Origin of the sequence: Streptomyces sp. NPDC090445, assembly GCF_044769385.1 — a bacterium.
GTDB lineage: Bacteria > Actinomycetota > Actinomycetes > Streptomycetales > Streptomycetaceae > Streptomyces.
This window is the reverse complement of sequence record NZ_JBIVXV010000014.1, coordinates 1-22,080: the sequence shown is the minus strand read 5'-3', so window position 1 is coordinate 22,080 and position 22,080 is coordinate 1. Positions and strand designations below refer to the sequence as shown.

The 22,080-nt window shown below is 75.4% G+C and carries 13 protein-coding genes; 3 read left to right on the top strand and 10 right to left on the bottom strand.

Annotated elements, in window-relative coordinates; genetic code table 11:
• Positions 1–37 precede the first annotated feature (37 nt).
• Positions 38–298: a mycoredoxin gene (locus tag ACIQUT_RS24245; RefSeq protein WP_361908712.1), complete on the top strand. Its 261-nt coding sequence runs from the start codon at positions 38–40 to the stop codon at positions 296–298.
• A 137-nt stretch (positions 299–435) separates the two neighbouring features.
• On the opposite strand, the gene nudC is transcribed toward ACIQUT_RS24245, so the two are convergent.
• The 5 genes from nudC to ACIQUT_RS24220 all read right to left on the bottom strand — a co-directional run bounded on the left by nudC (position 436) and on the right by ACIQUT_RS24220 (position 11,177).
• Positions 436–1,377 carry an NAD(+) diphosphatase gene (nudC, locus tag ACIQUT_RS24240; protein ID WP_403565570.1) on the bottom strand — a complete coding sequence of 314 codons (942 nt, stop codon included), beginning with the start codon at positions 1,375–1,377 and terminating at the stop codon, positions 436–438.
• A gap of 86 nt (positions 1,378–1,463) precedes the next feature.
• Entirely contained in the window at positions 1,464–2,888 is a 1,425-nt protein-coding gene (locus tag ACIQUT_RS24235) for a dipeptidase (RefSeq protein ID WP_403565568.1), read from the bottom strand.
• 9 nt (positions 2,889–2,897) lie between these two features.
• Positions 2,898–6,716: an ATP-dependent DNA helicase gene (locus ACIQUT_RS24230; protein WP_403565566.1), complete on the bottom strand. Its 3,819-nt coding sequence runs from the start codon at positions 6,714–6,716 to the stop codon at positions 2,898–2,900.
• A gap of 144 nt (positions 6,717–6,860) precedes the next feature.
• Positions 6,861–10,466 (bottom strand): ATP-dependent helicase, encoded by a 3,606-nt coding sequence (locus ACIQUT_RS24225; RefSeq protein ID WP_403565565.1) that lies wholly within the window; start codon positions 10,464–10,466, stop codon positions 6,861–6,863.
• 363 nt (positions 10,467–10,829) lie between these two features.
• A complete protein-coding gene (locus tag ACIQUT_RS24220; RefSeq protein WP_403565564.1) occupies positions 10,830–11,177 on the bottom strand; it encodes an MGMT family protein in 348 nt (115 codons plus the stop codon).
• A gap of 167 nt (positions 11,178–11,344) precedes the next feature.
• Between ACIQUT_RS24220 and ACIQUT_RS24215 the strand changes: the two genes are divergently transcribed.
• On the top strand, positions 11,345–14,122 hold the full coding sequence (locus ACIQUT_RS24215; RefSeq protein WP_403565562.1) for a YbhN family protein: 2,778 nt from the start codon (positions 11,345–11,347) through the stop codon (positions 14,120–14,122).
• 163 nt (positions 14,123–14,285) lie between these two features.
• Positions 14,286–15,932, top strand: coding sequence for an alpha/beta hydrolase (locus ACIQUT_RS24210; RefSeq protein WP_403565561.1), 1,647 nt, complete (start codon positions 14,286–14,288; stop codon positions 15,930–15,932).
• A gap of 143 nt (positions 15,933–16,075) precedes the next feature.
• Here the strand turns inward: ACIQUT_RS24210 and moeZ are convergent, their stop codons facing one another.
• The 5 genes from moeZ to pelF form a co-directional block, all read right to left on the bottom strand.
• Positions 16,076–17,254 carry an adenylyltransferase/sulfurtransferase MoeZ gene (gene moeZ / locus ACIQUT_RS24205; RefSeq protein ID WP_403565559.1) on the bottom strand — a complete coding sequence of 393 codons (1,179 nt, stop codon included), beginning with the start codon at positions 17,252–17,254 and terminating at the stop codon, positions 16,076–16,078.
• Between the two features lie 62 nt (positions 17,255–17,316).
• Positions 17,317–18,066, bottom strand: a complete 750-nt coding sequence (locus tag ACIQUT_RS24200) for a spherulation-specific family 4 protein (protein ID WP_403565558.1) — start codon at positions 18,064–18,066, stop codon at positions 17,317–17,319.
• A complete protein-coding gene (locus ACIQUT_RS24195) occupies positions 18,054–19,124 on the bottom strand; it encodes an NAD-dependent epimerase/dehydratase family protein (RefSeq protein WP_403565556.1) in 1,071 nt (356 codons plus the stop codon). The genes ACIQUT_RS24200 and ACIQUT_RS24195 overlap by 13 nt, the downstream gene beginning before the upstream one ends.
• A gap of 183 nt (positions 19,125–19,307) precedes the next feature.
• Complete coding sequence (locus ACIQUT_RS24190; protein WP_403565555.1) at positions 19,308–20,222, bottom strand: hypothetical protein; 915 nt, start codon at positions 20,220–20,222, stop codon at positions 19,308–19,310.
• Positions 20,219–21,850, bottom strand: a complete 1,632-nt coding sequence (gene pelF / locus ACIQUT_RS24185) for a GT4 family glycosyltransferase PelF (protein ID WP_403565808.1) — start codon at positions 21,848–21,850, stop codon at positions 20,219–20,221. Before pelF ends, ACIQUT_RS24190 begins: the two co-directional genes overlap by 4 nt.
• Positions 21,851–22,080: the final 230 nt, after the last annotated feature.

Genomic DNA, 22,080 nt, shown 5'->3' with positions numbered 1-22,080 from the left:
AGTACTCCGGACCATCCACCCCACGAAGGAGCGCAGCATGCAGGACACGGGTTCCGTCACGATGTACAGCACGACCTGGTGCGGCTACTGCCGCCGGCTGAAGACCCAGCTGGACCGGGAAGGCATCGCGTACAACGAGATCAACATCGAGCTGGACCCGGAGTCCGCGGCGTTCGTCGAGAAGGCGAACGGCGGGAACCAGACCGTTCCGACCGTGCTGGTGGTGTCCCCGGCGGGCACCGAGTCGGTCATGACGAACCCGAGCCTGGCCCAGGTGCAGCAGGCCCTCGCCGTCTGATCCGGACCCTCGGGCCGGGACCCGCAGGCCGGGATCCGCGGGCCGGACGTGTGCGCGGAAAGGCCCCCGCCGAGGCGGGGGCCTTTCGCCTGTCCTGCGCCGGCCCCGGGCAGTGCCGCGGGCGGCAGTGCCGGGGGCTACGCGACCGGGCGCGGCAGGGGCTCGCCGTACCAGCGCTCGACGAGCCGGGCCGCGATGGAGATCCCCGACGGGGGCAGCACCTCGCCCGTCTCGAAGGCGCGGCGCAGCTCCTCGCGGGAGAACCAGCGGGCCTCCTCGATCTCCTCGCCGTCGACGTTGATCTCGGAGGTCACGGCCCGGGCCGTGAAGCCGAGCATCAGGCTGGACGGGAACGGCCAGGGCTGGCTGGCGGTGTACTCGACCTCGCCGACGCGGACGCCCGCCTCCTCCCAGACCTCGCGGACCACCGCCTGCTCGATGGACTCGCCCGGCTCGACGAACCCGGCCAGCGTCGAGAAGCGGCCCTCCGGCCAGTGCACCTGGCGGCCCAGCAGCGCCCGGTCCTGGTCGTCGGTGACCAGCATGATCACGGCGGGGTCGGTGCGCGGGTAGTGCTCGGCGCCGCAGCCCGGGCAGCGGCGGACGTGGCCGGCCGCCGCGACCACCGTGCGCTCGCCGCAGCGGGAGCAGAAGCGGTGCATCCGCTGCCAGTTCTCCAGGGCCACCGCGTGCACCATGAGCCCGGCGTCGCGCGGGGACAGCAGCATCCCGGCCTCGCGGAGGCCGGCCGGGCGGGCCGACTGGTCCATGCGGCCCGGCAGGGCGTCCTTCTGCAGCGCGAAGTACCGTATGCCGTCCTCGTCGGTGCCGAGGAAGTAGCGGTGGGTCTCCGTGAGCGGGGCCTCGAAGGCCGGGGTCATCACGATCCCGGTGCCGCCGTCGGGGGTGTCGTCGATCAGGACCTGGCCGCCGGAGACCACGAAGACGCGGGTCGTGGGGTGGCTCCAGGCGGCGGCGAGCCAGGGCTCGTCGAGGCGGTGGTGCGCGGCGCGGTCGATTCCGCTGGGCGCGGCCAGCGAGATCGGGTGCTCGGTATACGTGCTCACAGGTACTTCCAACTCCCCCGGTGGCGTGGACGGGCAGGCTCGGTGACTCGTGACTCGTGGTGCGTACGTGGTGCGGGGCGCGGCCGCGCCGCGGCGGGTCAGGCGGCGCCCGTGCCCGTGCCCGCGGGCTTCCAGTGGGCGGCCAGGTCGCCCCAGAGGTAGGCGGCCGTCTCGACGCCCTTGACGAGCAGGTCCAGCTCGACCTTCTCGTTCGGGGCGTGCCAGCCGTCCGACGGCACCGAGATGCCGAGGAACAGCACGGGAGCGCCCAGGACGTCCTGGAGGTCGGCCGCCGGCCCGGAGCCGCCCTCGCGGGTGAAGCGGACCTTCTGCCCGAAGGCGCGGCCCATGGCCCGTACGACGGACTGCAGCGCCGGGTGGTCCAGCGGGGTCAGGCAGGGCCGGGTCGGGGCGCCGAACACGATGGAGTGGCGGATCCCGTCGGGGACGCGGGCCGCGACCCAGTCCCGGACGGCGGCCTCGACCTCGTACGGGTCCTGCCCGGACACCAGGCGGAACGACAGCTTCAGGTGCGCGGAGGCGGGCACGATGGTCTTGCCGCCCGGGCCCTGGTAGCCGCCGCCGATGCCGTTGACCTCGGCGGTCGGGCGGGCCCAGACCCGCTCCAGGGTGGAGTAGCCCTTCTCGCCCGCCGTCGCGTGCGACTTGGCGTTGCCCAGCCACTCGGCCTCGTCGAACGGCAGCTCGGCGATCAGCGCCCGCTCCTCGTCCGTCAGCTCGGCGATGTTGTCGTAGAAGCCGGGGACGGTGACCCGCTCGTCGGCGTCGTGCAGCGCCGCGACCAGGCGGGCGGCGACGGTGGCCGGATTGGGCACGGCCCCGCCGAACGCGCCGGAGTGGATGTCCTGGTCGGGCCCGTGCAGGTCGATCTCGCAGTCGGCGACGCCGCGCATGCCGGTGCAGACGGTCGGGGTGGTCTCGGACCACATGCCGGTGTCGGAGACGATCACCACGTCGGCGGCGAGGCGGTGCGCCTCCCGCTCGACCAGGGCCCGGAAATGCGGGGAGCCCGACTCCTCCTCGCCCTCGACCAGCAGCTTCAGGTGGACGGCGGGGGCGTCGGCGCCGGTCGCGGCCAGGTGGGCCCGTACGCCGAGGGTGTGGAAGAACACCTGGCCCTTGTCGTCGGCGGCGCCCCGCGCGTACATCCGGCCGTCCTTGACGACCGGCTCGAACGGCTCGGTGTGCCAGCCGTCGGCGAGCGCGGCGGGCTGCACGTCGTGGTGCCCGTACACGAGGACGGTCGGGGCCCCGGGGTCGTCGGCGGGCCACTCGGCGAAGACGGCGGGCGCGCCGTCCGTCTCCCAGACCTCGGCGACCGGGAAGCCGGTCTTCGTGAGCTGCGCGGCGAGCCACTCGGCGCTGCGTCGTACGTCACCCGCGTGCTCGGGCTGGGCCGACACCGAAGGGATGCGGAGCCACTCGGCGAGGTCGTCGAGGAAGGCGGCGCGATGGGTGTCGATGTACGTGCGGACGACGTTGTCCGCCGGGGTTTCGCTCATGCCACGAGCCTATCTGTCTGCCCGACGGCCACCGGCCCGGCCCGATCTGCCTTGGAGGATCCGCTCAATGGTGGCCCGGCCGGGAAGGCGGCGGGGCCGGATCACACGGCCGCTGCGGACGTGGAGGAAGGCCGCCCCGACCCGGCGCAGGGGAGTACCGGCCGTCTCCGACCAGGCGAGGCGGTAGATCGCGAGCTGGAGGGGATCGGCCTCGGTGGAGCGGCCGGTCTTCCAGTCGACGATCTCGTACGCGTACCGGCTGCCCCGGGGGTTGCGGTAGACCGCGTCGATCCGGCCGCGGATCACCCGGCCGGCCAGGGTCAGCTGGACCGGGACCTCCAGGCGGTACGGGGTGCGCTCCGCGTACTCGCTGCGCTCGAAGGACTCCTTGAGGACGGTGAGGTCGGCCTCGTCGGCGACCTCCTGGTCGGAGCCGGAGCCGGGCAGGCCGTCCCAGCCCCCCTCCGGGTCGAGGACGTCGAGGAACGGGAGCGGGAGCTCGTCGAAACGGGACTCCACCCAGGCATGGAAACGGGTGCCGCGGCGGGCCGCCGGGGCCGGCGGGCGGGGCATCGGGCGGGCCAGGTCGCGGGCGAAGGCCTGCTCGTCCGCGGCCAGGCGGAGGAGTTGGCTCGCGGACAGCGCGGGCGGCAGCTCGATGTCGCGGACGGCCTCGCGGGTGCGGCGGAGTTCGCCCTCCAGGGCGTCGAGGTCGCGGTCCCAGGAGGCGATGGCCCGCGCCTCCTCGGCGCTGAGGCCGCCGCCCGCCCCGTCCCCGGGCCCGCCCGGTCCGGCTTCGGGCCCGCCCGGTCCGGCCCCGTCCTCGGGCCCGGCAGGCCCGGTCGGCCCGTCCCAGGCCTCGGCGTCCGGCGCGTCGTCGCCGGGCAGCCACAGGTCGTCGGCCGGGCCGTCCCAGGCCGTCGCCGCGGCCTCGTCACCGGGCGGGGTGGGCGCGGGCAGCGCGGGGCCGTGGTGCGGGTCGCCGGGGGCGGTTTCCTCCCCCACCCCGCCCCTTCCCGAAACCGGGGCTCCGCCCCGGACCCCGGCCCCGGCCGCAGCCGGGCCGGACGGCCCGAGGCCGACCGCCGGGTCGCCCGGCAGCCACAGGTCGTCGGCCGCCCGGCCGTCAGCCGACTGCCCGGCGGCATCCGTCGACAAGTCACCCGGCAGCCACAGGTCGTCGGGGAGCCGCAGGGCGTCGGCGGGGGGCTCGTCCGGCCAGGGCGCGGGGGTGGGGTTCGGGGTTGCCAGGTGGGATTCCACCAGGGCCGCCGCCGCGCGGCGCAGGGCCAGTGACTGCGGGTCCAGGGGCAGGGGCCAGGAGTGCTCCGCGGCGGACTCGGCGGCCAGGGCCGGGTTCTCCTCGTCCTCGGCCGGCTCCTCGGCCCAGGCTTCGATCTCGCCGTGGCCCGCGGCGCAGTGCTCGTACAGCGCCCGGAGGAACGGCGACGGCCCGCGCCGCTTCTTCTGCGTCGGGCCCCACCAGTGGGCGGAGGCCAGGAGCAGCGAGCGCGGGCGGGTGAAAGTCACGTAGCCGAGGCGGAGCTCCTCCACCTCCTTGTGCTCCTTCAGGGCGGCCTTGAAGGACTTCATGCCCGCCGAGGTCCACTCGGGATCGGCCGGCAGGGTGGGCGCGTCGCCGCGCAGCGCGTACGGCAGGACCTTCGCGTACGAGGTCCAGGCCTCCGGCGGCTTCTGCTTCGGGAACGCGCCCGCGCACAGGTCGGGGACGACCACGACGTCCCATTCCAGCCCCTTGGACTTGTGGGCGGTGAGCACCTTGACCGTGTTCTCGCCGCCCGGCAGGGCGTGGTCGAGGCCCTTCTCGTACTGGACGGCGGTCCGCAGGAAGGCCAGGAAGGCGAGCAGGGACGCCTCGCCGTCGAGGGAGGCGAAGCCGGCGGCCACGTCGAGGAACGACGAGAGGGTCTCGCGGCGGCGCGCGGCCAGGGCGTGCGGGGACGCCGACAGCTCCACGTCGAGGCCGGTCGCGGCCAGCACCCGGTGCAGGACGTCCATCAGCGGGTCGGCGAGGGAGCGCCGCAGGTCGCGCAGCTCTTGGGCGAGGTGCGCGAAGCGGACGCGGGCGGCCGCCGAGAACGGCAGGTCGTCCACAGATGAACCGGCGGAGCCGGGCGCCTCGGCTCCCGTGCCGTCCAGGAAGGTCTCCAGGGCGTCGGCCAGGGAGATGATCTCGGCCGGGTCCACGCCCTCCACGGCGGCGGCCAGCCGCCCCTCCGGGTCCGTGTCGCCGCCCTGCGCGCGCCCCACCAGTTGCCGCGCGCGCCGGCCCAGCAGGGCCAGGTCGCGGGCGCCGATGCGCCAGCGCGGCCCGATGAGGAGGCGGACGAGGGAGGCGTTGGCGCCCGGGTCCTGGAGCACCTCGCAGACCGCGATCAGGTCGGCGACCTCGGGCAGGTGCAGCAGTCCGGAGAGGCCGACCACCTCGACCGGCACGTCCCGGGCCACCAGCGCCGCCTGGATCTGCGCGAAGTCCGCCGCGCCCCGGCACAGCACGGCGATCTGCCGGGGCTCGGTCCCCGTCCGCACCAGGTGCGCGACCGAGTCGCCGAGCCAGTCGAGCTCCTCGGCGTGCGTGGGCAGCAGGGCGCAGCGGACGGAGCCCGCCTGCTCCTCCCCGGGCGCGGGGCGCAGGGCCTCGACGCCCTCGTGCATGGCGCGCAGCGGGGCCGCGAGGCCGTTGGCGAGGTCGAGGAGGCGGCCGCCGCTGCGCCGGTTCTCGCTGAGGGAGAACCGGGTGGCGGGGCTGCCGTCGGCGTACGGGAAGTGCTCGGGGAAGTCGTCGAGGTTGGCCACGGACGCGCCGCGCCAGCCGTAGATCGCCTGGCAGGGGTCGCCGACGGCGGTGACGGCGTGCCCGGTGCCCCCGCCGAACAGCCCGGACAGCAGCAGCCGCTGGGCGACGGAGGTGTCCTGGTACTCGTCGAGGAGGACCACGCGGAACTCCTCGCGCAGCAGCGCCCCCACCTCGGGCCGGGTGGTGGCGAGCTCCGCGCACAGGGCTATCTGGTCGCTGAAGTCGAGCAGGTCGCGGGAGCGCTTGGCGGACCGGTAGCGCTCGGTCAGCTCCAGCAGCTCCAGGCGGCCGCGGACCGCTTCGGGGATCTTGCGCAGTTCCTCGTTGCCGAGGCGGGTGCCGGCGAGTTCGTCGAGCAGCGCGGTGTCGTACGCGCGCAGCCGCTCGGGGGTGACCAGGTGCTCGGACAGCTCCGCGTCGAGCGCGAGCAGCTCGCTGACCAGGTCGGGGACGGACTTGGTGAGCGCCGGATACGGGCCGGGGGCCTCGCGGAGCACGCGGGCGGCGAGCTGGAAGCGGGTGGCGTCGGCGAGCAGCCGGGCGCTGGGCTCCAGGCCGATGCGCAGGCCGTGGTCCTTCAGGAGCTGGCCGGCGAAGGCGTGGTAGGTGGAGATGCGGGGCTCGCCGCCGGCCGCGGCGTCGGCATCGGCGCCGAGGCCGAAGCCGGAGCCCGAGCCGTGGGCGGTGCCGGCCGTGTCCGCCGGGGAGGGGTCGGGGTCGGTGATGCCGGCCTGCGCGAGGGCCGCCCGTACGCGCTCGGCGAGCTCGCCGGCGGCCTTGTTGGTGAAGGTCAGGCCGAGGACCTGGGAGGGCGCGACCGTCCCGGTGCCGACCAGCCACACCACCCGGGCGGCCATGACCGTGGTCTTGCCGGACCCGGCGCCGGCCACGATGACCTGCGGGGCGGGCGGGGCGGTGATGCAGTCCAGCTGCTCGGGGGTGAACGGGATGCCGAGGAGCTCCTTGAGCTGCTCGGGGTCGGTGAGGTGGGGGGCGGGGCGCGCGGACACCCGGAAAGGCTAGCCGTCCGGGCCGACATCCCCCGCGATCCGTCTCACACCCCGGGCGGCTGCGACGCGGGTCACTCCGCGGTCCGCGACCGGGTCCGATGGGATCCGACCAGGTCCGACCGGGTCCGACCGGGTCCGACCGGGTCACTCCACGGTCTGGCGGCCCTCCGGGCGGGCGCTGCACGCGCTGCGGAAGGAACAGTGGCCGCAGTGCCGGCCGGGCGCGGGGGCGAACCGCTCGTCGAGGACCCGGCCGGCGGCGGTCGCCAGCAGGTCGCCGACCCACTCGCCGGAGGATCCCGGCGAGAGCGCCTCCTGCCCCTGGACCTTGGGGACGGTGGCGCCGCCGTCGCGCACGGCCGCGCCCTGGCGCAGGTGGACCAGCTCGGCGCCGCCCGGCGCGGGCCGCGTGCCGTCGAAGGCCTCGTCGACGGCGCCCTCGCGGACGGCGAGCTGGTACACGGCGAGCTGCGGGTGCCGGGCCACCTCGTCCTTGGTCGGCGCGGACTTGCCGGTCTTGAAGTCGACGACGTACGCGCGCCCCTGCGGGTCCGCCTCGACCCGGTCCATGGAGCCCCGGACCCGGACGGCGTACTCGCCCGCTTCGAGCGTGACGTCGAAGTCGTGCTCCGTGGCGACGGCCGCCCTGCCCCCGCGGTCGGTGGTGTGCCAGCGCAGGAAGCGTTCCAGGGCCGCGCGGGCGTTGTCCTTCTCCTGCCGGGACTTCCAGGGCGCGTCGAAGGCGAGGGCGTCCCAGACCGAGTCCAGGCGCTCCATGAGGACGGCGAGGTCGGCGGGGGTGCGGCCGGAGGCCACCTCGTCGGCGAGGACGTGGACGACGTTGCCGAAGCCCTGGGCGGCGGTGGCCGGGGCGTCGGCCTTGACCTCGCGGCCCAGGAACCACTGGAGGGAGCAGGTGTTGGCGAGCTGGTCCAGGGCGCTGCCCGAAAGGGTGACGGGCCGGTTGCGGTCGCGGAGCGGGACGCTGCTGCGGGTGGGCTCGTACAGGCCCCACCAGCGCTGCGGGTGCGCGGCGGGGACCAGCGGCCGGTCGTCCTCGTCGGTGAGCGCGGCGAGGCGGGCAAGGCGTCGGGCGGCGGCGTCGCGGAGCGCGGGCGAGGCGTCCGGGTCGACGGTGGTGGCGCGCAGCTCGGCGACGAGCGCGGGGACGGACAGGGGGCGGCGCGGACGGCCGGAGACGTCCTTGGGGGTGACCCCGAGCTCGGTGAGGAAGCGGGAGGGCTGGTCGCCGTCCTCGGCCGGGGCCTTGACGGCGGTGACGACGAGCCGCTCGCGGGCCCGGGTGGCGGCGACGTAGAACAGGCGGCGCTCCTCGGCGAGGAGCGAGCCGGGGCCGAGGGGTTCGGCGAGTCCGTCGCGGCCGATCCGGTCGGCTTCGAGGAGGGAGCCGCGGCGCCGGAGGTCGGGCCACAGCCCCTCCTGCACGCCGGCGACGACGACGAGCTGCCACTCCAGGCCCTTGGAGCGGTGCGCGGTCATGATCCGGACGGCCTCGCGGCGGGTGGCGCGGCGGGTCAGGGTGTCGGCGGCGATGTCCTCGGCATCGAGCTGTTCGAGGAAGTTGAGGGCGCCGCGGCCGCCTGTGCGCTCCTCGGCGCGGGAGGCGGTGTCGAAGAGGGCGCAGACGGCGTCGAGGTCCCGGTCGGCGTTGCGGCCGGCCGGGCCGCCGCGGCGGGCGTTGCGCTCCAGCCGCTGCGGCCACGGGGTGCCGTCCCAGAGGGCCCACAGGGCCTCTTCGGCGGTGCCGCCGCCCTGGAGCAGCTCGCGGGTCTTGCGCAGGAGCAGCCCGAGGCGCTGCGCGCCCCGGGCGTACGCCGGGTCGTGCGTAACGAGGCGCTCCGGCTCGGCGAGGGCGCGGGCCAGCAGCACGTCCGAGGGCGCGGGCACGGTGACCCCGGCGGCCCGCTCCTCGTCGCGCAGCGCACGCCCGAGCCGCCGCAGGTCGGCGGCGTCCATGCCCCCGAGCGGCGAGGTGAGCAGCGTCAACGCCGCCTCGACCCCGACCCACCCGACATCAACCCCACCCCCAACGACCCCGGCCTGCCCGGCCTGCCCGGCCTGCCCGGCCTGCCCGGCCACGCCTACCGCCTCGGGCACCCCTGGCGCCGGGGCGGGCTCGGCCGCGTCTGCCGCCTGGGGCGCGTCTGCCGCCTCGGGCAGCTCGGGCGCCTCTGCCGCCTCGGGCAGTACGGGCGCCTCTGCCACCTCGGGCAGTACGGGCGCCTCTGCCACCTCGGATGCCCGTGCCGCCTCGGCTGCCTCGGACGTTTCGGCCGCCTCGGGCACCTCCGCCTCGTCTGCCACATCTGCCGCCTCGGCCGAGGCGGACGTTCCGGCCTCCTCGGGGGCTTCGGCGAGCTCTGCGGGGGCGGTGGTGAGGGATGGTGTGGCCAGGGCTGCGGCGCGGAGGGCGGTCAGGAGGGGGGAGACCGCGGGCTCGTGGCGGAGCGGGATGTCCGCGCCGTCGGTCTCGGCCGGGACTCCGGCCGCGATCAGGGCGCGCCGCATCGCCGGCAGGGTGCGGCCGCCGGCGCGGACGAGGACGGCCATGTCCTGCCAGGGCACGCCGTCCTCCAGGTGGGCGCGGCGCAGGATGTCGGCGATGTTGTCCAGCTCGGCGCCGGCCGTCGGGTACGTGTACACCTCGACCCGGCCGCCGTCCCGCGTCGGCGCGAGCCCGCGGTGGGCCCGGACCGCGTCGGCGGGCAGCCGCGGCACCGGCATGCGGGTGGTCAGCAGGCGGGTCGCGGCGAGCAGGTTCGCGGCGGAGCGGCGGCCGACGGTCAGGGCGCGGACGGCGGCGCCGGGGAAAGCGCCCTGGAAGTCGAGCGTGTTGTTGATGTCGGCGCCGCGAAAGGCGTAGATCGACTGGTCCGGGTCGCCGAAGGCGACCAGGGTGCCGCCGGGCCCGGCCAGGGCCTGGAGCAGGCGGAGCTGCGAGGCGTCGGTGTCCTGGAACTCGTCCACGTAGATCACGTCGTACGCGGCGGACAGCGCGGGCGTCCGCTCGGCGAGCAGGACGGCGCGGTGGAGGAGCTCGGCGTAGTCGAGCGTGCCCTGCATGTCCAGGACGTCCAGGTACTCGGAGAGGAAGGCGGCCGCGGCCTTCCAGTCGGGGCGGCCCTGGCGGGAGGCGAACGCGTCCAGGGCGCCCGGGCCGAGGCCCAGCTCGCGGGCGCGGGCGAGGACCGCGCGGACCTCGTCGGCGAAGCCGCGCGTGGTGAGCGCGGCCCGCAGGTCGTCGGGCCAGCGGATGGACCGGATCTCGCGCTGGCCCTCCAGCAGGGTGCGGACCATGACGTCCTGCTCGGGACCGGACAGCAGCCGCAGCGGGTCGGCGAACAGGTCGGTGTCCTGGTGGGCGCGGACCAGCCCGTAGCAGAAGGAGTGGAAGGTGGTGGCCTGCGGGGCGAGGGCGCCGCCGAGCCGCAGGGCGGTCCGGTCGCGGAGTTCCACGGCGGCCTTGCGGCTGAAGGTGAGGATCAGGATGCGGGCGGGGTCCGTCCCGGCTTCGACGCGGGCCGCGGCCGCCTCGACGAGGGTGGTGGTCTTGCCGGTGCCGGGTCCGGCGAGGACCAGCAGCGGTCCGGTGGTGTGATCAACCACCGCCTGCTGTGCTGCGTCCAGCACAGGGGACTCCACCCGCCGCGGCTCGCCGCGCACGAGGCGGTACGCATCCGGGGTCCGCGTACGCCGACGCTGGGAGCGGTCGGGGAAAGAGGTGATCACGTGGGGTGCCGGTCCTGGTGGGTCTGCTGCGGTTGCTGCCTCGGCGCATGCCGAAGAGGCAACGCTACGGCAAGCGGGACGCCCCGCGCAGTTCGCCGAGGTCGGGCGCGGTCGGCCGCTCCGGGCGCCGCACCGGGTACCGCACCGGGTGCCGCTCCGGGTGCCGCTCCGGGCGCCGCACCGGGTACCGCACCGGGTGCTGTTCCGGGTACCGCACCGGGTGCCGGGCGGGTCGCTCCGGGTGCCGGGCGGGCCCCCGCCGCGGGCCGCGGGAGCCGTCGGGGGCGGGCGGCCGCGGCTCCCCCGTGCGGTCCTCCGCACCGGCGGCCCACTCCCCTCCGGGGCGTCCTGTGGACGAAGCTGTCAGATGTGACCCTCGTCCCGTTCGGCCCCCGGGCCGCTCCCGTCCCAGCGGGCCCGCCGCATGTCCAGGCGCGCCTCGCCGTCGGCCGTCAGCCGCAGCGGGGTGGATTCGGCCCGGTAGTGCCCCAGGGCCCGGTGTTCGCTGCCGGGCAGGGGGCGCCCGTCCGCCCGTACGACGCGCCACCAGGGCACGGCTCCCCCGTACAGGGCCATCACGCGGCCGACTTGGCGCGGCCCTCCCTCGCCGAGCCACTCGGCGACGTCCCCGTACGTCATCACCCGGCCGGGCGGAATCCGCTCGGCCACGTCCAGCACGCGCTCCGCGTACGCGGGCAGCTCCTCGCTCATTCCGCCCATGGTGCCGCACGTCGCGGAGGCGTCTGCGGAGTGTTTCGTTCCGTACCGGCGCGCACCCTGCTGCCCCCCGCGCCCGCCGGTCCGTGCCACCATCTTCCGGGCGGTGACTGGTGATACGTGATCAAGAAGAGACGGATGTGACGACGAAGGAGCAGGGTGTGAGCCCTCCGGACGGCGCGACCGAGGACGACGGATCGCGCCCAGAGCCGCGCCCTCATCCGGAGCCGCGACCGGAGCCGAGCCCGGAGCCGAGCCCGCGCCCGGGCGGGCCCTCCGGGCGATCCGGAGCCCCCGGCCCCACCGGACCCGCGGGTCCGGCCGAGCCCGCCGAACCCGCCGAACCCGCCGAACCCGCCGAGGTCGTGGAGGTCGACGAGCCGCTGCTCGCCGCCCGCGTGCACCGGCCCTCCGACCTGGTCCGCCTCCTCGTCGGCGTCCTCGGCATCGCCGTCGTGCTCGCCATCGCCGCCTTCGCGCACGGCACCACCGCCGGCCTCGAAGCCGACATCAGCCAGGGCACCGGCGCCGCCCCCGACCTGCTGATCCAGGTCGCCGGCCTGGTGTCGAGCATCGCCGTCCTGCTCGTGCCCGTCGCCTTCGCCGTCGAGCGGCTGATCAAACGCGACGGGCTGCGCATCGCCGACGGCGTGCTCGCCGCCGTCCTCGCCCACGGGGTGACCCTGGCCACGGACCTGTGGGTCTCCGAGGGCGCCCCCGCCTCCATCCAGGACGCCCTCACCCGGGCCGCCGGGGGCGGCGGGGCCCTCACCGACCCGGTGCACGGCTACCTCGCGCCCGTGATCGCGTACATGACCGCGGTGGGAATGACACGCCGGCCGCGCTGGCGGGTCGCGCTGTGGGTGGTGCTGCTGCTCGACGCGTTCGCGATGCTCGTCAGCGGCTACACCACCCCGTTCTCGATCATCCTGACCGTGCTGATCGGCTGGAGCGTCGCATACGGGACGCTGTACGCGGTCGGCTCGCCGAACGTCCGCCCGACCGGGCAGCACCTCCTCGCCGGCCTGCGCCACGTCGGCTTCCAGCCGGTCAGCGCGGCGCGCGCGGAGATCGCCGACGGCGCCGACGCCTCCGAGGCGAGCGACCGCGGCCGCCGCTACCACGTGACCCTGGAGGACGGCCCGCCGCTCGACGTCACCGTCGTCGACCGCGAGCAGCAGGCCCACGGGTTCTTCTACCGGGTGTGGCGCCGGATGACCCTGCGCGGCATCACCACCCGGCGCAGCCTGCAGTCGCTGCGCCAGGCGCTGGAGCAGGAGGCGCTGCTCGCGTACGCGGCCATCGCGGCCGGGGCCAACGCGCCGAAGCTGATCGCCACCTCCGAGCTCGGCCCGGACGCCGTCATGCTCGTGTACGAGCACCTGGACGGGCGGCCCCTGGACTCCCTCACCGACGCGGAGATCACCGACCGCCTCGCCCACAACGCCTGGGAGCAGGTACGGGCCCTGCAGTCGCGGCGGATCGCCCACCGCCGGCTCACGGGCGACGCACTGCTGGTGGATCGTTCCGGCAACGTGGTCCTCACCGACCTGCGCGGCGGCGAGATCGCGGCCGGCGAACTGGTCCTGCGGATGGACATCGCCCAGCTGCTGACCACGCTCGGCCTGCGGGTCGGCGCGGAGCGGGCGGTGGCCTCGGCGGTGTCGGTGCTCGGCCCGGACGCGGTCGCGGACTGTCTGCCGCTGCTCCAGCCGATCGCGCTGAGCCGGTCCACCCGGGCGACCCTGCGCAAGCTGGCCCGGGAGCGCGCCGACCGGCAGCGGGAGGCCGTCCTGGAGTCCTCGCGGGCCGCGAAGGCCGCGCGGGAGGAGGCGGCCGGGACGAAGGACGGAGCGGTCTCGGCCGCGGACCGCGCCGCGGACCGCAAGGCGGAGAAGAGGGCGCTGGACGACGCCCTGGAAGGGGCCCGCGAGGAGGACCTGCTGAGCCAGATCCGCCGGCAGGTGCTGCTGATCCGGCCGCAGGCCCCGGTGGAGCCGGCCCGGCTGGAGCGGATCAGGCCGCGCACGCTGGTGTCGTTCATCGCGGGCGCGTTCGGCGCGTACTTCCTGCTCACGCAGCTGGCCCACGTGGACTTCGCGACGATCGTCGGCCAGGCGGAGTGGGGCTGGGTGGGGGCCGCGCTGGCCTTCTCGGCGCTCTCGTACGTCGCCGCGGCGATGAGCCTGCTGGGCTTCGTGCCGGAGCGGGTGCCGTTCCTGCGGACGGTGGTCGCGCAGGTGGCCGGGTCCTTCGTGAAGCTGGTCGCCCCGGCGGCGGTGGGCGGTGTCGCGCTGAATGCGCGGTTCCTGCAGCGGGCGGGGGTCCGGCCCGGCCTGGCCGTGGCGAGCGTGGGCGCCTCGCAGCTGTTCGGGCTGGCGTGCCACATCCTGCTGCTGCTGTCCTTCGGCTATCTGACGGGCACCGAGAAGACCCCGGAGATGACCCCGTCCCGGACGGTCATCGCGGGCCTGCTGACGGTGGCCGTGCTGGTCCTCGTCGTCACCGCCGTGCCGCTGCTGCGGAAGTTCGTCGTGACCCGGGTGCGGGCGCTGTTCGCCGGTGTGGTGCCGCGCATGCTGGACGTGCTCCAGCGGCCCCAGAAGCTGCTGACCGGCATCGGCGGCATGGTGCTGCTGACCGGCTGCTTCGTGATGTGCCTGGACGCGTCGGTCCGCGCCTTCGGGGGCGGCGAGGCGCTCAGCTACGCGAGCATCGCCGTGGTCTTCCTCGCGGGCAACGCGCTCGGCTCGGCGGCGCCGACGCCGGGCGGCATCGGCGCGGTGGAGACCACGCTGACGCTGGGCCTGATCGCCGCCGGCCTGGACAAGGAGGTCGCCATCTCGGCGGTCCTCCTGTTCCGGCTGATGACGTTCTGGCTGCCCGTCCTCCCCGGCTGGGTGTCCTTCAACTACCTGACCCGCAAGGAAGCGATCTGAGCGCTCCGCGTGCCGCGACGGCCCGGCGACGGTCCGGCGGTCGTCTGCGGCCCGGTTGCGGCTGATCGCGCAGTTCCCCGCGACCCTGCGGGGCGCCGCTGGGGCGCCGCCCGAACGGGTCCGTGCGCGGGCGGGGTGCGGGGCGCGGACGCAGGATGGGGGTATGTCGACGAACGTGCTGCGCCTTGCCGGTGTCGTTGCCCTCGCCGGGGCACTGGTGGCGGTCAGTGCGTGTTCCGGCGGGGAGGAGCGGACGACGCCCCGGGCCGGGGGGACCGAGGGGGCCGCGCCGCTCAAGTGGGGCGAGTGCTCCGCGCCCGATGCCGTGCAGGGCGGCGGGCCGGCACCGCCGAAGGGCTGGGAGTGCGCCACGCTGCACGTGCCGCTCGACTACGCGAAGCCGGAGGGCGAGACCATTCCGATCGCGCTGATCCGGGCCCGGGCCCGGGACAAGGAGAAGCGGATCGGGTCGCTTGTGTTCAACTTCGGCGGGCCCGGCGGGTCCGGGATCAGTACGCTGCCCGGCGCCGCCAAGGACTACGGGGCCCTGCGCGAGCGGTACGACCTGGTGAGCTTCGACCCGCGCGGGGTCGGGCGGAGCGTGCCCGTGCTGTGCGAGACCGACCAGCAGCTCGACCGGTACTACGCGCAGGACTCCACCCCCGAGACGCCGCAGGAGGAGAAGTCCTTCACGGATGCGGCCCGGCGCTACCAGGCGGCCTGCAAGGCGCGCTCCGGGAAGGTGCTGCCGTACGTCGGCACCGAGAACGCGGCCCGCGACCTCGACCGGATCCGCCAGGCCCTCGGCGACGAGAAGCTGCACTACTTCGGGATTTCCTACGGCACCGAGCTCGGCGGGGTCTACGCCCACCTGTTCCCGAAGAACGTCGGGCGGGCCGTCTTCGACGCCGTCGTGAACCCGGCCAACGGCTCCGAGGAGGGCGCGCTCGACCAGGCCAAGGGCTTCCAGCTGGCCCTCCGCAACTTCGCGCAGGACTGCGTGGACCGCGGCGACGCGTGCCGGCTCCAGGGCAGCAACGTCAAGGAGATCGAGGACACCATCGTCCGGCTGCAGAAGAGCCTGGCCGACAAGCCGATCCCCGGTATCGGCGACCGGATGCTCACGGACTCCGCCGCGACGAACGGGATCGCCCAGGCCCTGTACTCCCAGGAGCTGTGGCCGCTGCTGGAGCAGGGGATCGACGAGGCCGAGGGCGGGCAGGGGCAGCTGCTGATGTTCCTCTCCGACTCGCTCAACGGGCGGGACCGCAACGGCCGTTACAGCAACATCGGCGCCGCCAACACGGCGATCAACTGCGCCGACTTCAAGGACCGGTTCGACCTCGCCCAGGCCAAGGCCAGGCTGCCGGAGTTCCGGGCGGCGTCCCCCGTCTTCGGGGACTTCCTCGGCTGGGCCCTGATGAGCTGCACCGGCTGGCCGGTGGCGGGCGCATGGGAGAACCCGGACGTGTCGGCGCCTGGCGCCGCCCCGATCCTGGTGATCGGCAACACCGGCGACCCGGCGACCCCGTACGAGGGGGCCCGCGAGATGGTCGAGCGGCTCGGCCCGGGAGTCGGCGTGGAGCTCACCTACAAGGGGCAGGGGCACGGGGCGTACAACAGCGGCGACCCGTGCGTGCAGCAGGCGGTGAACTCCTACCTGCTGGACGGGAAGGTGCCGCCCGCCGGCACGGTGTGCACGGCCGCCCCCACCAAGGCCCCCACCACGCCCACGGCCCCCACCGCCCCGACGGGCCCCCTCTCCGCGGCCGCCGGCGCGGACGGAGCACGGACGACGGGCGCCAGGTGACGGACGACAGGCCTGACGAACGACAGGCGTGACAGACGACAGGCGTGACGGACGACAGGCGTGACGGACGACAGGCGAAGGGCCCCGCCGCGTTCGCGCGGCAGGGCCCTTCCGTGGTGCGGATGGTCCGGACGGACCGGCTGCTAGTAGACCGGCTTCTGCGGCTCGACCTGGTGGACCCAGCCGATGACGCCGCCGCCGACGTGGACCGCGTCGGCGAAGCCCGCGGACTTCAGGACCGCGAGGACTTCCGCACTGCGGACACCCGTCTTGCAGTGCAAGACGATGCGCTTGTCCTGCGGCAGGTCCTGGAGCGCGGAGCCCATCAGGAACTCACCCTTGGGGATCAGCTTCGCGCCGGGGATCGAGACGATCTCGTACTCGTTCTTCTCGCGGACATCGATGATCTCGATGTTCTCGCCCTCGTCGATCCAGTCCTTCAGCTGCTTCGGGGTGATCGTCGAACCGGCCGCGGCCTCCTGGGCCTCCTCCGACACGACGCCGCAGAAGGCCTCGTAGTCGATGAGCTCCTTGACGGTGGCGTTCGGGCCGCAGACGGCGCAGTCGGGGTCCTTGCGGACCTTGACCTGGCGGTACTGCATCTCCAGGGCGTCGTAGATCATCAGGCGGCCGACCAGCGGCTCGCCGACGCCCGCGAGGAGCTTGATGGCCTCGGTGACCTGGATGGAGCCGATGGACGCGCACAGCACACCCAGGACGCCGCCCTCGGCGCAGCTCGGGACCATGCCCGGCGGCGGGGGCTCCGGGTAGAGGCAGCGGTAGCAGGGGCCGTGCTCGGACCAGAAGACGGAGGCCTGGCCGTCGAAGCGGTAGATGGAGCCCCACACGTACGGCTTGTTCAGCAGCACGCAGGCGTCGTTGACGAGGTAGCGGGTGGCGAAGTTGTCCGTGCCGTCGACGATCAGGTCGTACTGGCCGAAGATGTCCATCACGTTGTCGGCTTCGAGCCGCTCCTCGTGGAGGACCACGTTCACGTACGGGTTGATGCCCAGCACGGTGTCGCGCGCGGACTCGGCCTTGGAGCGGCCGATGTCCGACTGGCTGTGGATGATCTGGCGCTGCAGGTTCGACTCGTCGACCTCGTCGAACTCGACGATGCCCAGGGTGCCGACACCGGCCGCGGCGAGGTACATCAGGGCGGGCGAGCCCAGGCCGCCCGCTCCGACGGCGAGCACCCTGGCGTTCTTCAGGCGCTTCTGGCCGTCCATCCCGACGTCCGGGATGATCAGGTGGCGGGAGTACCGACGGACCTCGTCAACGGTGAGCTCAGCAGCTGGCTCGACCAGGGGTGGCAGCGACACGGGGACTCCGTAGATGGGGAAGTCGAACGGTGGTTCTTCCCGTAACACTGCCACGCCCTTCTTCATTCCGAGACACCCGGTCCGATCCTTGAGACAATTTCGTCCCAGTACGCGGGCATCGACGCCCAGGGGTCCCCGTCGCGGCTGCCGCGCCGGTCGGTGAACCAGATCGTGCCGGCTCCCTGCCAGCGGGCGATCCGCAGCGCCTCCTCCAGGTGGGAGCGCGGCACCCCGTGGACGAGGTGGCAGAACAGCTCCGGCGGGTGGTCGGCGGTCCACTCGGCGACCTGCGACCAGCGGTAGTCGGTCCACGCCCCGGAGAAGGTGACGAGCTGGTCGGCGGCCTCCGCGTAACCCTCGTACGGGTGGGTGCCGTGCCCCAGGACGACCCGCAGGCCCCGGCCGAGCCCGCGCAGGGCGTCGGTGACGCGGCGCACCGCGGCCAGTTCGGCCGGGCCGGCCGGGGTCCGGTCCAGGTAGAAGCCGTCCACCCGGTACCAGTCGACGAAGCGGTGGGCGTCGGAGACGAGTTCGCCGAACGACCGCGCCCCGTCCCGCATCGCGAGATGCCCGAGGACGGTGCCGCCGGCCTCCCGGAGCCGGCCGACGGCCTCCGTGCAGTGCGGGTCGGGCCGGGTGCCGGGCCCGTCCGTGACGTTGAGCACGGCCCAGTGCAGCGGGGTGCCGGGGCGGGTCAGCTCGGCCCATTCGACGGGGGCGAGCAGCGGATGCGCGTAGCCGGGGATGCCGAGGCCGAGGCGGCCGGCCCCGGTGGCGGCGGGTGTCGCGGCCTGCGTGGTCAGATGCGGCACGCCGCCTCCATCCAGATGTCCGCGAGGGACTCCTCCAGGTTGATCCGGGGCCGCCAGCCGAGGCGGTCCCGGGCGGTGCGCACATCGGCCTGCTGCCAGGCGCCGCAGCCGTCGGGGTAGGGGTACGCGGCCGGGGGCGGGGCGGCAGCGGCCAGCTGCTCGGGGGTGGCCTCGGAGCGGGGGGCGCCGATGGCGGCGAGGCCTCCGGACCGGGCGCCCGGGTGCCCGTGGGAGCCGTGGGAGCCGTGGTGCCCGTGGGTCCCGGGGTGCGTCTGCTGGGGTCCGGCGTGCGGTCCGCCGTGGGGTACGTCGAGCTCGTGCAGGGCTCCTCCGAATCCGGCGACGCGGGCGAGGACGGCGGCCGCGTCGCGCAGCCGGACCGCGCGGCCGGTGCCGATGTTGACGACGCCCTGGGCGGCGGAGAGCGAGGCGGCGTGCACGGCCCGGGCCACGTCCCGTACGTCCACGAAGTCGCGCTGCACGCCGAGCCCGCTGAGCTTGAGCTCGCCGTCGCCGGACTGCATGGCGCGCCGCATGGCCTCGGCGAGCCTGCCGAGCGGGGAGCCGGCCGGGGTGCCGGGCCCGACGGGCGAGAAGACCCGCAGGACGACGGCGTCGAGCCCGGAGCCGAGGACCAGCTCGGTCGCGGCGAGTTTGCTGACGCCGTACGGCCCGCCGGGTCTGGGCACGGCGTCCTCGGCGGTGGACGATCCGGGCTGGCTGGGCCCGTACTCGGAGGAGCAGCCGAGCTGGACGAGGCGGGCGCCGCAACCGCTGCGGCGCAGGGACTCGCAGATGGTGGCGACGGCGACGGTGTTGTGCCGGGTCAGCTCGCGGGCCCCGCCGCGCGTGGCGCCGGCGCAGTTGATGACGACGCCGGGGTGGACGGCGTCGAGGAACCGGGTGAGGGCGCCGGGGCTGCCGGTGGCGAGGTCGAAGCGGACGTCGGCGTCGTCGCCGCGGCCGAGGGCGGTGAGCTGGACGGCGGGGTCGGCGAGCAGCCGGTCGGCGACGTAGCGGCCGAGGTAACCGTTGGCTCCGATCAGCAGCACCCTCATCGCGCGGTCCCTCGGTCGGTGGGCTGGCCGGTCATGCGGTGTCTCCTTGGTCGGTGGGGTGGGGGAAGGGGGGTGGCTTCGGTGCTCCGGTGCCGGCCGCGGGGAGCGGCGGACCGGGCGTCGGGCGTGGGGGCGTGGGGCATCGAGGAGCAGGGGGCGGAGGGGCGGAGGGGCGTACGCCGCTCAGGGCCGGGCGTGCGCGGAGGCGCGGGCCAGCACGGGGACGGCGCATGCGAGGAGTCCTGCCGCGGCGGCGGGCACCGCGGCCGTGACCGGGACCAGGGCGAGGACGAGGGCGGCGGCGACGGGCCCGCGGGAGGCGCCGTGGCCGACCAGCAGCCGGGTGAGGAAGAGGAGCAGGGCGAGCGGGAGGGCGAGCGGGACGGCGGCTCCGGCGAGGACGGCCGCCCCGGCGGCGGCCGCGGTGAAGCCGGCGACGGTGCCGAGGAGCAGCGGCCGGGCCCCGTCGGCGAAGTCCTCCAGGGCGCGGCTGGCGGCGAGGCGGTGCCGGGCCCGGGCGGCGTACCCGGCGGCGGCGAGGTGGCCGGGGGCCGCGGCGAGGGCGAGGGCGATCCCGAGGGGGGTGCCGTGGCGGTGGACGGCCCAGCCGGCGGCGGCCGCGGCGAGCAGCAGGACGGCCCGGCCGGACCGGGGGCCGCGGCCTGCGGCGGCCCGCCCGGAGGGTCCGGGCAGGACGAGGGCGGCGGCCGCGGCGAGGGCGGTGACGGCTGCCGCGTACGGCACCGCGGCGGCCGCCGCCGCGCAGGCGAGGGCCCCGGGGAGCAGGGCGATCCCGAAGCGGCGTAAGGCGCGGGCGTCGGCGGGGCCGTCGGCGGGGGGTGCGGGCGGTTCGTCCTCGCGCGGGGTGCGGGCGTAGAGCTCCTCGGCGAGGGAGAACACGTCGCGGTGCCGGAACCGGGCGGCGGTGCGGTCGGTGATGCCCTGCGCCTCCAGCCCGGCGGCGATCTCCAGCGGGTCGACGGCCCGCTCGCACAGGGCCCGGTGGCGGTGGAGCAGGACTTTGACGGGGTCGCCGGCGGCCCGGCGGCGGGGGGCCGCGGCGGCCGGTGCGGCCGGTGCGGCTTCGTCGATGGTCATACCGCGGCCTCCGGGTTCGGGGCCCACGCGGGGCTGGTCCAGTGGCCCGGGATCCGGGCCTCGGGGGGTTGTTCGAAGGGGACGGCGGGGTCGGCGCGGCCGGGTCCGCGGGCGAGCAGCCACAGGTAGGCGTCGCGGAAGGCGGCCACGTTCTGCTCGACGGTGAAGAGTTCGAGGGCCCGGGCGCGGGCGGCGGCGCCGAGCCGCCGGGCCCGTTCGGGGTCGTGCAGCAGGGACAGGCAGGCGTCGGCGAGGGCCCGCGGGTTGCGGGGCGGGACGACGAGGCCGGTGCCGCCGATGACCTCGCAGACGGCTCCGACGTCCGTGGACACGGTGGCCCGGCCGCAGAGCATCGCCTCGGCCAGGGTGATCGGGAAGCCCTCGATCACCGAGGAGAGCACGGCGACCCGCCCGCATCCCCAGGCGTCGGCCGGGGTGGGGGCGTCGGGGCCGCCGATCTCCTCGAAGGTGACCGGGTTCTCCCCCGCGGTGACGGCGTCGGCGGCCTCGTCGGGGAAGAGCTGTGCGGCGAGGGAGCGGCAGTCGGCGAGGTAGCCGGGGACGACGGCGGTGGTGAAGATCCGCAGCCGGGTGTCCGGGGCGGCCTTGCGGACCTCGGCGAAGGCGTGCAGCAGGGCGATCAGGTCCTTGGCGGGCTCGACCCGGCCGACCCAGACGAGCGTGTCCGGGTCCCCGCGGTCCGGTTCCTCCCCGACCGCGGCGAATCGGTCCGCCTCCATCCCCGGGTACACCGTCCGCATCCGGTCCCGGGCGGCCCCGCAGCGCTCCTGCCAGCGCCGGGCGTGCGCGTTGCCGGCGACGAGGAGGTCGGCCCGGGCGTAGATCTCGCAGGCGAGGCGTCCGTGGAAGGCCGCGAGCAGGGCCCGGACGGCGAGCCGGGGGCCGTCGGCGGCGCCCCCCGGCCGCCCGGGGGCGGCGTCCGCGCCGGTCCGCTCGGGCGCACCGGCCCGCTCCAGGTAGTGCGCCCGCAGCCGGACCCCGTACTCGGTGACCAGCAGCGGCACCCCGAAGAAGCGTTTGGCCAGCAGTCCCGGGAGGGCCGCCACACCGCCCGCGGCGGCGTGGCAGACGTCCACCTCGCGCAGGTCCTCGTACCAGTCGAGGGACAGCGGCCGCAGCAGCTGCTCCAGGGCGTCGGTGAACTCCAGCAGGTCCGCGACCTGTGCGCACCGTACGGAGCGGCGCGCGCCGGGGGCCCGACAGGCGGCCTCCACGGCGCGCACCGCCGTCTCGGAGCGCAGGGCGGTGTCCAGGCCGCCCTGCTCGCGGGCGAGTTCGGCGAGTCCGTACAGGCCGGCCGCGAAGGGCTCGGCCTCGTCGGCGCAGATCCCCCGGACCAGGTCCTCGAAGCAGTCGGCGAACCGCCTGCGGTCACGCCGGGAGTAGGTGCGGCCGTCGTCCGCGGGGGCCCACAGCCGGGCGGTCCAGACGCGGGTGACGTGCTCGGGGAGCACGACCCGGCCGCGTTCCTCCTGTTCGGCGCTGCGGCTCAGCGCGTAGAGCTCGAACTCGTGCTGCGGCAGTCCGCGCACGAGGCGGTCGCACCACAGCCTCGCCTCTCCCGTCGCATACGGATAACCACCTTCCGTGAGCAGTCCGATCCGCACGAGTGGCACCCCCGATCTCCGGTTTCCGGCGGCCTCCGTGGGTCCGGTGGCCCGCCGCGGAGAACTCAAGCGGATATGCCGGTGGGGGGGGGGGGGGGGGGGGGGGGGGGGGGGCGGCGGGGGGGGGGCGGGGGGGGGGGCCGGGGGCGGCGTACGCCTCAGGTCTTGACGGCTCCCTCGCCCACCCCCTTGAAGAAGTAACGCTGGAGGGCGAAGAAGAGGAGCATCAT